Raw genomic sequence first — 13512 nt, forward strand, 5'->3', positions numbered from 1 at the left:
CGTTCCTGTCGCGCGGCCGGTCCGGCTCCGGTGGTAGTGGAGGCCGCGTCCGGTCGCCGGGTCGTGCGTGGAACCGGTGGCACTCCACCTGCCGGGGCCGGTGATGGTGCCCGGCGCCGGGGGTGATGTCACAGCGTTCCGGCTCGCACGACGACCGGCCAGCTGACCGCCCGGACGGTCGCCGGATCGCCCCACAGCGCGGACAGATCTGCCGCGAACGAGTGCAGGACTTCGGTCGCGCCGGCCTGCTCGGCGCGACGGACCGCCGACCAGGTGGCGATATAGCCCAGCAGTTCGGTCAGGTTCCAGTCCTTCCGGATATGCATCGGCGGCGCCGGATATTCCTCGAACGGGAAGTCGATATCGGCGTATCCGGTATCGACGAGATTGCGTTCCGGCGGCCAGTAAGGCCCGATTTCGTCGCGGTAGAACTGGTCGAACCGTTGTCCGGCCGCGGATTCGAGCTGCATCACGCCATAACTGATCAATGCGATCACCGCGCCGTCGGTCCCGATCCGGCGGGCCTCGGCGTAGAAGGCCGCCCGGTCGAACCAGTGCGCGGCCTGGGCGGCGGTGATCAGCGTCGCGCTGTGATCGGGTAGCGGTATCTTCTCGGCCGGGGCCCGCAGGTAGCGAACTCCCTCCCGGGGGAGCGCGTGTGCGAGTTGATCGGCGCTCGGATCGAGCCCGATCGTGGTGTCGAAATACGCGGCGAGCCGAGTGGTCAGCTGCCCGCTACCGCAACCCACATCGACGGCGAGATCGGTGGACGGGGCCAGTGCCGCCAGGAACATCGCCAGCCGGGCCGGGTATTCGGGACGGAACCGCGCGTACTCCTGTCCGCCGCGATCGAACCAGTTGTCCACGGCTGCAGATATACCGGCCGACGGTATATCCGGCGCGTCGGTGGGTCGGGTCGCGTCCCGGATCCTGGTCGCGAAATCCTTGCCTCCCAATGCGGTCGCGGTATCGGCGAGAGTGCGCCGGATCGGATGTCCGACCTCGCGTTCCAGTTCCGCTATCGCGGCGAAGGTGGCTGTCCAGTGCGGTTCGAGCCGGCCTACGAGTGCGCTACCCGCCGGGGTCAGGCGTAGGCCGGTCTTGCGACCGTCCGCGAGTCGCTCACGCGCGATCAGGCCGTCGGCCTCCATCTGCCGGACGGCCTGACTGATCGCGCCCTGGGTGACATGGGTCAGTGCCGTGATATCGGTGACCGTCGCGGCTCCCGAGCTCATCGCCCGTAGCACCGGCGTGTACCGCGGCCGGTACGACATCTCCAGGGATTCGTACACCGCGCCCGCGCCGCGGTCGACCAGCTCGCTCACATAGCGGAGGAGTTCGCCGAGTCCGGGTTCCGGTCGGAGGTTCATGAGCGCAATTTACATTAGTGCTAATGGAGATTGCCGGCGTGAGTGCGGGACGGCCGGTGTCATGGTTGGTCGGTGGCCGGAATCGCGCGTTCCACGGCCACCCGGACCAGCTCGTCGGCCTGTTCCTGGGTGAAGACGCCGGGCAGGGTGAGCCGTTCGAGGGTGAGCCAGTTCAGTGCGAGGAACAGCAGGATGACGGTGTTCTCGTCACCCGGCATCCCGTGGTCCAGATGGTTGCGGATGTTGAAGTCCAGGTCTGCGCGGACTCGTTCGGTGAGCAGGGCTTGCAGTTCGGGGCGCCGGGTGGCTTCCAGTCGGAGTTCGAGGAGCGCGAGGTAGCCGGTGTGGAAGCGGGTGACACGGCCGACGACCTCGGTCATCAGTTCGGTGACGGTCTCCCTGGTGCGTGATCCGTGCAGTTTCGCCATGGCCGATTCGTCCGGGATGAGTCGTTCGTAATAGCGATGGCCCACCTGTACGAGGAGGTCGTCGCGGTTGGCGAAGTAGTTCGAGGCGGTTCCGGCGGGCACCGCTGCCTCCTTGTCCACGGCGCGGAAGGTCAGTCCGCGGGCCCCGTCGCGGGCCAGGACCTCGATCGATGCATCCAGCAATGCCTGTCGGCGTTCGGGGTTCGTGCGGACCACTTGACACCACTCCATCTGTAGTACTACGGTTCAAACCACTTCGTGCAGAGTACTACATATGGGGCGGTAAGGATGCGAAGGTTCACCTTTCCGTTTCGCCGGAGGGCTGTGTCCGCCGGATTCACGAAAGGCATATCGGTATGCGAAAGCAGCACGGCACTTACCCGATCCGCAACCATCAGCGGCGATTCGTCGCGCGCCCGGTGCCGCCGCACACGGCTGCCGGTACCGAGCGCGCATGGTCCGGCCGTGGCAGGCGCGGAGCCCGGTAGCGCCCACCGGAAAGGGACCGGTGCCGCCCCCGGCCCGAGCGCGGCACCGTCGTGATGGCAGGACGGTGCCGGGATGAACCAGTTTGCGACAGAGAGGGAAAGAGCTCGGATATGCGTGATGTGAAGATCTGGAGTGAAGAGTCCGGCGTCGGGACGGACGCGCCGATCCTGTTGATCATGGGTTCCATGTCGCAGGGCATCCTGTGGCCCGACGAGTTCGTCGACCGTCTCGTGGCCGGTGGTCGCCGGGTGATCCGGTACGACCACCGTGACACGGGGCTGTCGGACACGGTGGACTTCGCCGCCGATCCCTACACCTGGGCCGATATCAAAAACGACGTCTACCGCGTGATGGATGCCCACGGCCTGGACAGCGCGCATCTGGTCTGTCATTCGGCGGGTGGGCTGCTCGGCCAGTTCATCGCGGTCGAGCGGCCGGAGCGGGTGCGGACACTGACCTCGATCGGGTCCTCGCCGCTCGGCGGTGGCGAAGGTCAGGTCCTCATGCGGGCGTTGCTGGGGCAGCCGCAACCCGAGGGGAGTCTGCCCGAGCCGTCGCCGGAGTTCGTGGGCTTCTATCGAGCCCTTCTGGCTGCCGCGCCGCCGGTGGACCGGACCGGCCGGATCGAGGGCATGGTCGCCGAGCAGCGGGTATTGCACGGCACCGGCCTGCCGTTCGACGAGGGTGCGGCTCGTCGGCTGCAGGAGCGGATCCACGACCGGGCGGGCGATCTGGCGGCGGTGGCGAACCACCGGCTGGCGGCGGCGGCCGATCCGGACTTCGAGCCGGTGGGTGAGTTGCACCGGGTGCAGGCGCCCACGCTGGTCGTCGAGGGCAGCCACGAGCCGGTCAAACCCGGCCATTCGGCGATCATCGCCGAGCGGATTCCAGGGGCGCGACTGATGGTCGTGGCCGGTATGGGTCATACACTCCCGCCGGAGGTACACGGGGAACTGGCCGATGCCGTCCTTGCGCATACCGCCGGGTGAGCGGTGCCGGGAGTATGGACGGTTGAAGTCGTCGCCGCGGCGGTATCCGCGCTGTGCGCGACGACTTCCGTACCGACCGGATCGGCAGTGCCCTGCGCGGCGCGAACCCCACGGTGCTGCGCCGGCCGGATGCCGGGTTCGCGGTGATCGGCGATGTCCAGTTCCTGCCGGGCTATTCGGTACTGCTCGCGGACGATCCCGGCGTGCGGCGTCTGTCCGATCTGCCCCGACAGCGTCGGACGGCATTCCTGGCCGATATGGATCGGCTGGGTGAGGCCGTCGAACGGGCCTGCGTGCGAATGGATCCGGCGTTCCGACGCGTGAACCTGGAGATCCTCGGCAACACCGACGATTTCCTGCACGCGCATATCTGGCCCCGGTTCGATCGGGAGCCGGATGGTCTGGTGCGCGGGCCGGTCTGGTTGTACCCGCGGGACAGATGGACCGATCCGCTGTACCGGCTCGGTCCGCGTCATGATCCGGTTCGCAACGGCATCGGCGCCGAACTGGATCGTCTCGGTGCCGGGCGCCCGGGTGGAGGTCCGCCCTGACATCGGGGAGACCGCCGTGGCCGGGCGGCTCGGGTTCCGGATCATTCGAACCGGCAGCGCTGCAACAGTTCGCGTGCGATCTCGACGGCGGCGCGATGGCATTCGTCGTCGGACAGCGGGAGGTCGCCCATCATCGCGGTACTCCAGCTGATCGCCAGTAGTGCCTGCCGGGCATGGAAGACGTCGAGCGGGTCGCGTGCCGGTTCGGTCATCAGGTCCGCGATCAGGCGGAACTGGTAGCGCAAGCTCACCCCGAAACCGAGTTCCCGGAAGGCCGGCTGGTTCTCGTGCATGAACCGCACCATGTCGCGGCCGGTGCTGTGCAGGAGTTCGCCGTAGCGGTCGAGGATCTCCGCCGCGCGGGCGCGGCCCGGCGGTGTGGTCTCGGCCCAGGCGACGAGGTCGTCGACACCGCTGCGGACATCGTCGGAGAGGCTGGCGACGATATCTTCCTTGGTCCGGAAGTGGTAGTACAGGGCGGCTTTGGTGACTTCGAGCCGGTCGGCGATCTGACGTAGTGAAGTCTTGTCGTAGCCCTGTTCGGCGAACAGTTCCATCGCCACCGCTCGGATGCGGTCGCGGGTATCGCTGCGCCGGGTGCCCACAATGGCTCCTTCTGATTGACGGTTCGCAGGGGAGAGCCTAACGTCTGCGATGGAACCGGTTACTAGCCGGTCGACAAGCAAGTTTTCGGGGAGGTGTCACCGATGACCGAACCCACTGCTCAGGTGCCGACCGCGGGTGTGGCGATGACCGCGATCGGGGTCGCGCTCGTCCGGGTGCGGGAAAGCCGACGGCCGGACCGGCTCTACGACGATCCGCTGGCCGCGGCGTTCGTCGCCGCGGCCCGGCCGGCCTTCGACCCGGACCGCTGGTCGCGCCTGGAAGCCCTGGCCGATCAGTTCTATGAAGGGCGATCTCTCGCGGTCAAGGTCGTGGACGAGAGTTTCGTGGCGGCGGTGGCGGCCGGATGCGGGCAGATCGTCCTGCTCGGTGCCGGGCTGGACACCCGGGCCTTCCGGCTCGGGCTACCGCCCGGCACAGTCTTCTTCGAGGTGGATCTGCCCGAACTGTTCGAATTCAAGGAGCCGGTGCTGACCGCGAACGGTGCGCGGGCGGACTGTGCGCGGCGGGTGGTCGCGGCCGACCTTCGCGGCGACTGGGCGCAGGAGCTGGTGGGCCGGGGGTTCGATCCCGGAATTCCCACGCTGTGGGCGGACGAGGGAGTGCTCGATTATCTTCCCAGGGCAGACGCGCACGCGGTGATCGCGGCGGTGACGGAACTGTCGGCTCCGGGCAGCCGATTCGGGATCGGCCGGTTCCGGGTCGACGCCGCGGCACCGCGCTATCGGGAGTTGCGTGAACTGGTGTCCGGGGACACCGACGCCGCGCGCCCGGTGAACGGACTCGGTCCGGACGCGGAATCGTGGTTCGCCGAACACGGTTGGCGAACCAGCTTCCGCCCCTGGAACGACCTCGTCGCTCCCTACGGGCGGCCCGGTATGGGGAATGACCCGGGTACGGGCACGGTGCTGGCCGTCCGCGAACGACCGATCACCCCGTGACCGCGCCGACAGGTCCGGAGATACAGGTGGTCCGTGGCGGCGCTCACATCCGAACCCTGGTCCTCACCTGGTGAAAAGGCCCTTTCGGCGGCTGATAGGCTGCTCGGCGTAAGACATCCTTTAACGGACCGTCCAGTGAGGCGGGGAAGGAGGTCGGTATGGCCGTGCCCGAAGAACGGACGCCCGGCGCTGCCGAGGCAACGCCACAGCCCGAGCGGCACACGCCGGAATGGGTGGCGACAGGCCGCGAATTGCTCTCCGCCTCCGATGTCGGCCGCACCGTCGCGCGGATCGCGCACCAGATCATCGAACGCACCGCTCTCGATTCGGGCGATCCCGAAACGCCCCGGGTGGTTCTGATCGGGATCCCGACCCGCGGCACCACCCTCGCGCATCGGCTCACCGACAAGATCGAGGAGTTCTCCGGGGTCCGGCCCGCGCTCGGTTCGCTCGACATCACGCTCTACCGCGACGATCTGCGCAGCAAACCGCACCGCCCGCTGGAGCGCACCTCGGTGCCGGAGGGCGGGGTGGAGGACGCGCTGGTGGTACTGGTCGACGACGTACTCTTCTCCGGCCGCACCGTGCGCTCCGCTCTCGACGCGCTGCGGGATCTGGGCCGCCCGCGTGCCGTCCAGCTCGCGGTGCTCGTCGACCGAGGCCACCGCGAACTTCCGATCCGCGCCGATTTCGTCGGTAAGAATGTGCCCACCGCGCGTGCCGAGGACGTTTCGGTGCTGCTCACCGAACACGACGGCCGCGACGGTGTTTTCCTGCATCAGGGGGAGGGACAGTGAGACATCTGCTGACCGTGACCGATCTGGATCACGAGACCGCCACCGGACTGCTCGACGAGGCCGAACGCTTCGAACAGGCACTCCTCGGTCGCGAGGTACACAAACTGCCCACCCTGCGCGGCCGCACCGTGATGACGGTGTTCTTCGAGAACTCCACCCGTACCCGGGTCTCCTTCGAGGTCGCGGGTAAATGGATGAGCGCCGATGTGATCAATGTGAGCGCGAGCAGTTCCTCGGTGGCCAAGGGGGAGTCGCTGCGCGATACCGCGCTCACGTTGCACGCCGCCGGCGCCGACGCGCTCATCGTGCGCCATCCCGCTTCCGGTGCGGCCCACCAGATCACCCGCTGGTTCGAGGACTGGTCGCGACAGTCGGGCAGTGCGGTACCCGCCGTGATCAACGCCGGTGACGGTACCCATCAGCATCCCACCCAAGCCTTGCTGGACGCGCTGACCCTCCGGCAGCGGCTCGGCGATATCGCCGGGAAACGGGTCGTGATCGTCGGGGACATCCTGCACAGCCGGGTGGCCCGGTCCAATGCCTTCCTCCTGTCCACACTCGGCGCGGAGGTGGTGCTGGTGGCGCCGCGCACGCTGCTGCCGGTGGGTGTCGAGGACTGGCCGGTACGGGTCTCGGTGGATCTGGATTCCGAACTACCCGGTGCCGACGCGGTGCTCATGCTGCGGGTCCAGGCGGAGCGGATGAACGGTGGATTCTTCCCGTCGGCCCGCGAGTACTCGATCCGCTACGGCCTCTCGGAGCGGCGGGTGGCGCTGCTCGACGAACACGCGGTGGTACTGCACCCGGGTCCGATGCTGCGGGGTATGGAGATCGCGTCTTCGGTGGCCGACTCGCCTCGCGCCGCCGTATTGCAACAGGTGACGAACGGAGTCCATATGCGGATGGCGGTGCTGTTCCGCCTACTGGTCGGAGTACAGGAGGCCGCGGCGTGAGCGAGTCGGCAGCGGAGCGTAACCACGGAGGGCCCTCGCGCACGCCCGGAGAGCACAGCGTGAGCGGGTCGGGCCCGGAGTCGGCGCTGCTGCTGATCACCGGAGTGCGTCCCTACGGGGAAGGCGATCCGGTGGATGTGCTGATCGCCGATGGCGTGATCCGGCAGATCGGGACCGGCCTGGCGGCCGGCGACGCCGAAATCGTCGACGGCACCGGGCAGGTGCTGCTGCCCGGATTCGTGGATCTGCACACCCATCTGCGTGAACCCGGTCGCGAGGACACCGAGACCATCGAATCCGGTTCCGCCGCGGCCGCGCTCGGCGGTTACACCGCGGTGTTCGCCATGGCCAACACCGCGCCGGTCGCCGATACCCATGTGGTCACCGATCATGTGTGGCGGCGCGGCCAGGAAGTCGGTCTGGTCGATGTGTACCCGGTGGGTGCGGTGACCGTGGGACTGGCCGGTGCGCAACTGGCCGAGATGGGCACCATGGCCACCGGCGCCGGCGCGGTCCGCATGTTCTCCGACGACGGTCACTGCGTGTACGACCCGCTGATCATGCGCCGTGCGCTGGAGTACGCCTGCTCGCTCGGTGTGCTCATCGCGCAGCATGCCGAGGAGCCCCGGCTGACCTCCGGTGCGGTGGCGCACGAAGGCCCGACCGCGGCCCGGCTGGGTCTGGCGGGCTGGCCGCGGGCCGCGGAGGAATCCATCGTGGCCCGTGACGCGCTGCTCGCCCGGGACGCGGGCGCACGGGTCCATATCTGCCACGCTTCCACAGCCGGCACTGTGGAATTGGTGAAATGGGCGAAAGCGCAAGGTATTTCGATCACGGCCGAGGTCACACCGCATCATCTGCTGCTGACCGACGCCCGCCTCGAAACCTATGACGCGGTGAACAAGGTGAATCCGCCGCTACGCGAGAGCTCCGATACCGAGGCGCTGCGGCAGGCGCTGGCCGAGGGCGTCGTGGACTGTGTCGCCACCGATCACGCGCCCCACGCCGAACAGGACAAATGCTGTGAATTCGCGGCGGCCCGGCCCGGGATGCTGGGTCTGGAGACGGCGCTGTCCATCGTGGTGGAAACCATGGTGCGGCCCGGGCTGCTGGACTGGCGCGGCGTGGCGCGGGTGATGAGCGAACGGCCCGCCGAGATCGTCGGGCTCGACGAGCACGGCCGCCCGATCGCCGTGGGCGAACCGGCCAACCTGGTGTTGGTCGATCCGGACGCCACCTGGACGGTAGAGGGCGGCGAGCTCGCGAGTATCGCGAGCAATACCCCCTACCAGGCGATGACACTGCCGGGGCGGGTCACCACCACCCTGCTGCGCGGCCGGATCACCGCCCGCGCCGGGGTGGCGGCCGCCCCCGCCGGTCGACGAGTGGGAGAGCGCTGATGGAACGAGCACTGTGGGTGATCGGCTGCGTCGTACTGTGGGCGCTGTTCGTCTACCTGATGTACCGGGGCTGGCGTAATCGTGCGGCCCGGCAGGCCGATCGCGTCGGCGATCTGCCTCCGGTACCGGCGGAGACCGGGGCGCGGGTACTGGATCCGACCACCGGCCTCTACCTCGGCAGCACCATCGCGCCGAGCTGGCAGGATCGGATCGCAGTCGGTGATCTGGGTTTCCGCGCGACCGCGGAGCTCACCCGCTTCGAAAAGGGAATTCTGCTGGAACGGCAGGGCGCGTCCGCGATCTGGATCCCGGCGGAGTCCATCTCCGCGATCCGCACCGAACGCGGACACGCGGGCAAGGTCATGAGCGAGGGCGGAGTACTGGTGATCCGCTGGACGCTGCCGACCGGAACCGAGATCGACACCGGGTTCCGCGGCGATGACAAAACGGTGTATCCGGCCTGGGCGCGGGCAACGACGGGAGACGACGAGAAATGACCAAAACAACGACCGCAGCCCTGGTTCTGGAAGACGGACGGGTGTTCCGCGGTACCGCGTACGGAGCGGTGGGCCAGACCCTGGGCGAAGCGGTGTTCTGCACCGCCATGACCGGATATCAGGAGACGCTCACCGATCCCAGTTACCACCGGCAGATCGTGGTGGCGACCGCCCCACAGATCGGCAATACCGGCTGGAACGACGAAGACGACGAATCGCAGCGGATCTGGGTCGCCGGGTACGCGGTCCGCGATCCCGCGCGCCGCGCCTCGAACTGGCGGGCCACCGGCACCCTGCCAGGGCAGCTGGAACAGCAGAACATCGTCGGGATCGCCGGTATCGACACCCGGGCGGTCGTCCGGCATCTGCGCAGCCGCGGCTCGATGAAGGCCGGGATCTTCTCCGGTCCGGCGCTCGCCGCGACCGAGGAACTGCTCGGCCGGGTGACCGGCCAGCAGCCCATGCTGGGCGCCGATCTCGCCGGTGAGGTGAGCACCGAGCAGGTGTACACGATCGAACCCGCGGGGACCCCGCGATTCACGGTCGTCGCCGTCGATCTCGGAATCAAATCCAATACTCCGCGGATGTTCGCCGAACGCGGGATGCGGGTGCACGTGGTGCCCTCGTCGGCGAGCCTGGACCAGATCCTGGAACTGAAGCCCGACGGCGCCTTCCTGTCCAACGGCCCGGGCGACCCGGCCACCGCCGACGGTGCCGTGGCGCTGACGCAGGGTCTGCTCGACAAAGGCCTCCCGCTGTTCGGTATCTGCTTCGGCAACCAGATCCTGGGCCGGGCCCTCGGCCGCGGAACGTACAAGATGAAATTCGGGCACCGGGGAATCAATATCCCGGTCGTCGAACACGACACGGGCCGTATCTCCATCACCGCGCAGAACCACGGGTTCGCGCTGGAGGGCGAGCGCGGCGAGCAGTTCGACACCCCGTTCGGCAAAGCCGAAGTCAGCCATGTCTGCGCCAACGACGGCGTCGTGGAGGGGGTGCGCCTGATCGACGGCCGCGCCTTCTCCGTGCAATACCACCCGGAAGCGGCCGCCGGTCCCCATGACGCCGCGTACTTGTTCGACCGGTTCGCCGGTCTTATGAAGGGAGCCTGATGCCACGCCGTACCGACCTCGAACATATTCTGGTCATCGGTTCGGGCCCGATCGTCATCGGTCAGGCGTGCGAGTTCGACTACTCGGGCACTCAGGCCTGCCGTGTACTGCGGTCGGAGGGTCTGCGGGTCTCGCTGGTCAACTCGAATCCGGCGACCATCATGACCGACCCGGAATTCGCCGATTCCACCTACGTGGAGCCGATCACCCCGGAGTTCGTCGAAAAGGTCATCGAGAAGGAGCGCCCCGACGCCCTGCTGGCCACGCTCGGCGGGCAGACCGCGCTCAACACCGCCGTCGCGCTGCACGAGCGCGGCGTACTGGAGAAGTACGGGGTCGAGCTGATCGGCGCCGATTTCGAGGCCATCCAACGCGGTGAGGACCGGCAGAAGTTCAAGGACATCGTGGCGAAGGTCGGTGGCGAGAGCGCCCGCTCCCGCGTCTGTCACACGATGGACGAAGTCCGCGACACCGTGCGCGAACTGGGTTTCCCGGTCGTGGTGCGGCCCTCGTTCACCATGGGCGGGCTCGGCTCCGGAATGGCCTACGACGATACGGATCTGGACCGGATCGCCGGTGGCGGTCTGGCCGCCTCACCCACCGCGAACGTCCTGATCGAGGAATCCATCCTGGGCTGGAAGGAATACGAGCTCGAGCTGATGCGCGACGGCCGCGACAATGTCGTGATCGTCTGCTCGATCGAGAACGTGGACCCGATGGGCGTGCACACCGGCGACTCCATGACCGTCGCGCCCGCACTCACCCTCACCGACCGCGAATACCAGAAGATGCGCGATCTCGGTATCGCCATCCTGCGCGAGGTCGGGGTCGACACCGGCGGCTGCAATATCCAGTTCGCGGTGGACCCCGCCGACGGCCGGCTCATCGTGATCGAAATGAACCCGCGCGTCTCGCGTTCCTCGGCACTGGCGTCCAAGGCCACCGGTTTCCCGATCGCCAAGATCGCGGCCAAACTGGCCATCGGCTACACGCTCGACGAGATCGTCAACGACATCACCAAGGAAACTCCCGCCTGCTTCGAACCCACCCTCGACTATGTGGTGGTGAAGGCGCCGCGGTTCGCGTTCGAGAAGTTCCCGGGCGCCGATCCCACGCTGACCACCACCATGAAATCGGTGGGCGAGGCCATGTCGCTGGGGCGTAATTTCGCCGAAGCCCTCGGCAAGGTACTGCGGTCGCTGGAAACCAAGGCCGCCGGCTTCTGGACCGCGGCGGACGGGAAATGGGCGCCGGCCTCCACTGATCAGGCCGATATCGATGCCGCGATCGCCGAGATCCTCACGGATCTGCGTACCCCCACCGAGGGACGTATCTACCAGGTGGAGCGGGCCCTGCGGTTCGGCGCGAGTATCGAAGACGTCGCCCAGGCATCCGGGATCGACCCGTGGTTCGTCGCCGAGGTGGCCGGGCTGGTGGAACTGCGCGCCGAACTGCTGGAAACCCCCGTTCTGGACGAATCGCTGCTGCGCCGGGCCAAGTACTACGGGCTCTCCGATCGCCAGATCGCCGCGCTGCGGCCGGAACTGGCCGGGGAGAGCGGTGTGCGGGCCCTGCGGCATCGGCTCGGCGTGCGGCCGGTGTTCAAAACCGTCGATACCTGCGCGGCCGAGTTCGAGGCCAAGACCCCGTACCACTACTCGGCCTACGAACTCGACCCCGCGGCCGAATCCGAGGTCGCGCCCCAGCCCGATCGCGACAAGGTGATCATCCTCGGCTCCGGGCCCAACCGCATCGGCCAGGGCATCGAGTTCGACTACTCGTGTGTGCACGCCGCGCAGACGCTGTCGGCCGCCGGCTACGAGACGGTCATGGTCAACTGCAACCCGGAGACGGTGTCCACCGACTACGACACCGCCGACCGCCTCTACTTCGAACCCCTCACCTTCGAGGACGTGCTCGAGGTCTACCACGCCGAATCCGAATCCGGCACGGTCGCCGGAGTGATCGTGCAACTCGGCGGCCAGACCCCGCTGGGGCTGGCGGAACGGCTCACCGCCGCCGGTGTCCCGGTGGTCGGTACCAGCGCCGCCGCCATCGACCTCGCCGAAGACCGTGGCGAATTCGGTGACGTGCTGGTCGCCGCCGGGCTGCCCGCCCCCAAGTACGGCACCGCCACCACTTTCGAACATGCCCGCAAGATCGCGGCCGATATCGGTTACCCGGTGCTGGTGCGCCCGTCCTATGTGCTCGGCGGCCGCGGCATGGAGATCGTCTACGACGAACAATCCCTCGAGGGCTACATCTCCCGCGCCACCGAACTCAGCCCCGAACATCCGGTACTGGTGGACCGGTTCCTGGAAGACGCCATCGAAATCGATGTCGACGCGCTCTGCGACGGCGACGAGGTGTTCCTCGGCGGTGTCATGGAACATATCGAGGAAGCCGGTATCCACTCCGGCGACTCGGCCTGCGCGCTGCCGCCGATCACCCTGGGCCGCAGCGATATCGAGGCGGTACGCCGCTCCACCATCGCCCTGGCCAAGGGGATCGGTGTCAAGGGCCTGCTGAACGTGCAGTACGCGCTCAAGGACGATGTCCTCTACGTCCTCGAGGCCAACCCGCGCGCCAGCCGCACCGTGCCGTTCGTCTCCAAGGCCACCGCCGTACCACTGGCCAAGGCGGCGGCCCGGATCATGCTCGGCACCACCATCGCCGAACTGCGGGCCGAGGGCATGCTCCCCGAGGGAGACGGCGGGCACGTTCCGCTGGACGCGCCGGTGGCAGTCAAGGAAGCGGTACTGCAGTTCCATCGTTTCCGCAGCCCCGACGGCAGTCAGGTGGACTCGCTCCTCTCACCGGAGATGAAATCGACCGGCGAGGTCATGGGAATCGACGCCGACTTCGGTACCGCGTTCGCCAAGAGCCAATCCGCGGCTTACGGGTCGCTGCCCACCGAGGGCACGGTGTTCGTCTCCATCGCCAACCGTGACAAGCGCGCCATGGTGTTCCCGGTGAAACGCCTGCACGACCTCGGTTTCCGCATCCTGGCCACGGCCGGAACCGCGGAAATGCTGCGCCGCAACGGAATCCCCTGCGAGCAGGTGCGCAAACATTCCGACCCGGTCTCCCCGTCCGGTGGCAGCACACCCCCCGAACCGTCCATCGTGGACCAGATCCGCGACGGCGAAGTCGATATGGTCTTCAACACCCCCTACGGCAATGCGGGACCGCGCGTGGACGGCTACGAGATTCGCAGCGCGGCGGTCGGGCAGAACATTCCCTGCATCACGACGGTCCAGGGCGCCGCGGCAGCCGTACAGGGCATCGAAGCCAGTATCAACGGCGGTCTCGGCGTGCGTTCCCTGCAGGAACTGCACTCGGCGCTGCGCGGCTGAGG

12 protein-coding genes are annotated in these 13512 nt (G+C 67.8%); 9 read left to right on the top strand and 3 right to left on the bottom strand.

From position 1 onward, the window contains the following. Positions 1 to 128: 128 nt before the first annotated feature. A complete protein-coding gene (locus ACWCPQ_RS15620) occupies positions 129 to 1370 on the bottom strand; it encodes a methyltransferase domain-containing protein (RefSeq protein ID WP_449899045.1) in 1242 nt (413 codons plus the stop codon). Positions 1371 to 1429: 59 nt separating this feature from the next. Then, the gene (locus ACWCPQ_RS15625) at positions 1430 to 2014 is read right to left on the bottom strand and encodes a TetR/AcrR family transcriptional regulator (RefSeq protein WP_449899047.1); all 585 of its coding nucleotides are present in this window, start codon (positions 2012 to 2014) and stop codon (positions 1430 to 1432) included. A 383-nt stretch (positions 2015 to 2397) separates the two neighbouring features. On the opposite strand from ACWCPQ_RS15625, the gene ACWCPQ_RS15630 reads away from it, so the two are divergent. Together ACWCPQ_RS15630 and ACWCPQ_RS15635 are read left to right on the top strand one after the other, a co-directional pair. After that, a complete protein-coding gene (locus tag ACWCPQ_RS15630) occupies positions 2398 to 3276 on the top strand; it encodes an alpha/beta fold hydrolase (protein ID WP_449899050.1) in 879 nt (292 codons plus the stop codon). Between the two features lie 53 nt (positions 3277 to 3329). Continuing rightward, positions 3330 to 3827 (top strand): diadenosine tetraphosphate hydrolase, encoded by a 498-nt coding sequence (locus ACWCPQ_RS15635; protein ID WP_449899053.1) that lies wholly within the window; start codon positions 3330 to 3332, stop codon positions 3825 to 3827. Positions 3828 to 3868: 41 nt separating this feature from the next. Here ACWCPQ_RS15635 and ACWCPQ_RS15640 read toward each other — a convergent pair whose 3' ends face one another. After that, positions 3869 to 4432 carry a TetR/AcrR family transcriptional regulator gene (locus ACWCPQ_RS15640; RefSeq protein ID WP_449899056.1) on the bottom strand — a complete coding sequence of 188 codons (564 nt, stop codon included), beginning with the start codon at positions 4430 to 4432 and terminating at the stop codon, positions 3869 to 3871. Positions 4433 to 4534: 102 nt separating this feature from the next. Between ACWCPQ_RS15640 and ACWCPQ_RS15645 the strand changes: the two genes are divergently transcribed. The 7 genes from ACWCPQ_RS15645 to carB all read left to right on the top strand — a co-directional run bounded on the left by ACWCPQ_RS15645 (position 4535) and on the right by carB (position 13510). Continuing rightward, positions 4535 to 5392 carry an SAM-dependent methyltransferase gene (locus ACWCPQ_RS15645; protein ID WP_449899058.1) on the top strand — a complete coding sequence of 286 codons (858 nt, stop codon included), beginning with the start codon at positions 4535 to 4537 and terminating at the stop codon, positions 5390 to 5392. A 158-nt stretch (positions 5393 to 5550) separates the two neighbouring features. After that, complete coding sequence (gene pyrR / locus ACWCPQ_RS15650; RefSeq protein WP_449899061.1) at positions 5551 to 6189, top strand: bifunctional pyr operon transcriptional regulator/uracil phosphoribosyltransferase PyrR; 639 nt, start codon at positions 5551 to 5553, stop codon at positions 6187 to 6189. Beyond that, a complete protein-coding gene (locus ACWCPQ_RS15655) occupies positions 6186 to 7142 on the top strand; it encodes an aspartate carbamoyltransferase catalytic subunit (protein WP_449899064.1) in 957 nt (318 codons plus the stop codon). The genes pyrR and ACWCPQ_RS15655 overlap by 4 nt, the downstream gene beginning before the upstream one ends. Before the next feature lie 59 nt (positions 7143 to 7201). Next, positions 7202 to 8542, top strand: coding sequence for a dihydroorotase (locus tag ACWCPQ_RS15660; RefSeq protein WP_449899067.1), 1341 nt, complete (start codon positions 7202 to 7204; stop codon positions 8540 to 8542). Then, entirely contained in the window at positions 8542 to 9039 is a 498-nt protein-coding gene (locus ACWCPQ_RS15665) for a PH-like domain-containing protein (RefSeq protein ID WP_449899070.1), read from the top strand. Before ACWCPQ_RS15660 ends, ACWCPQ_RS15665 begins: the two co-directional genes overlap by 1 nt. Beyond that, positions 9036 to 10154, top strand: coding sequence for a glutamine-hydrolyzing carbamoyl-phosphate synthase small subunit (carA, locus tag ACWCPQ_RS15670; protein ID WP_449899073.1), 1119 nt, complete (start codon positions 9036 to 9038; stop codon positions 10152 to 10154). Before ACWCPQ_RS15665 ends, carA begins: the two co-directional genes overlap by 4 nt. Beyond that, positions 10154 to 13510, top strand: a complete 3357-nt coding sequence (gene carB / locus ACWCPQ_RS15675) for a carbamoyl-phosphate synthase large subunit (protein WP_449899076.1) — start codon at positions 10154 to 10156, stop codon at positions 13508 to 13510. Before carA ends, carB begins: the two co-directional genes overlap by 1 nt. Positions 13511 to 13512: the final 2 nt, after the last annotated feature.

The organism is Nocardia sp. NPDC001965 (genome assembly GCF_053594175.1).

Bases quoted from the DNA above. Each gene is read 5' to 3' on its own strand.
- ACWCPQ_RS15620 (WP_449899045.1), bottom strand. From the start codon at position 1,370: ATGAACCTCCGACCGGAACCCGGACTCGGCGAACTCCTCCGCTATGTG.
- ACWCPQ_RS15630 (WP_449899050.1), top strand. From the start codon at position 2,398: ATGCGTGATGTGAAGATCTGGAGTGAAGAGTCCGGCGTCGGGACGGAC.
- ACWCPQ_RS15645 (WP_449899058.1), top strand. From the start codon at position 4,535: ATGACCGAACCCACTGCTCAGGTGCCGACCGCGGGTGTGGCGATGACC.
- pyrR (WP_449899061.1), top strand. From the start codon at position 5,551: ATGGCCGTGCCCGAAGAACGGACGCCCGGCGCTGCCGAGGCAACGCCA.
- ACWCPQ_RS15665 (WP_449899070.1), top strand. From the start codon at position 8,542: ATGGAACGAGCACTGTGGGTGATCGGCTGCGTCGTACTGTGGGCGCTG.
- carA (WP_449899073.1), top strand. From the start codon at position 9,036: ATGACCAAAACAACGACCGCAGCCCTGGTTCTGGAAGACGGACGGGTG.
- carB (WP_449899076.1), top strand. From the start codon at position 10,154: ATGCCACGCCGTACCGACCTCGAACATATTCTGGTCATCGGTTCGGGC.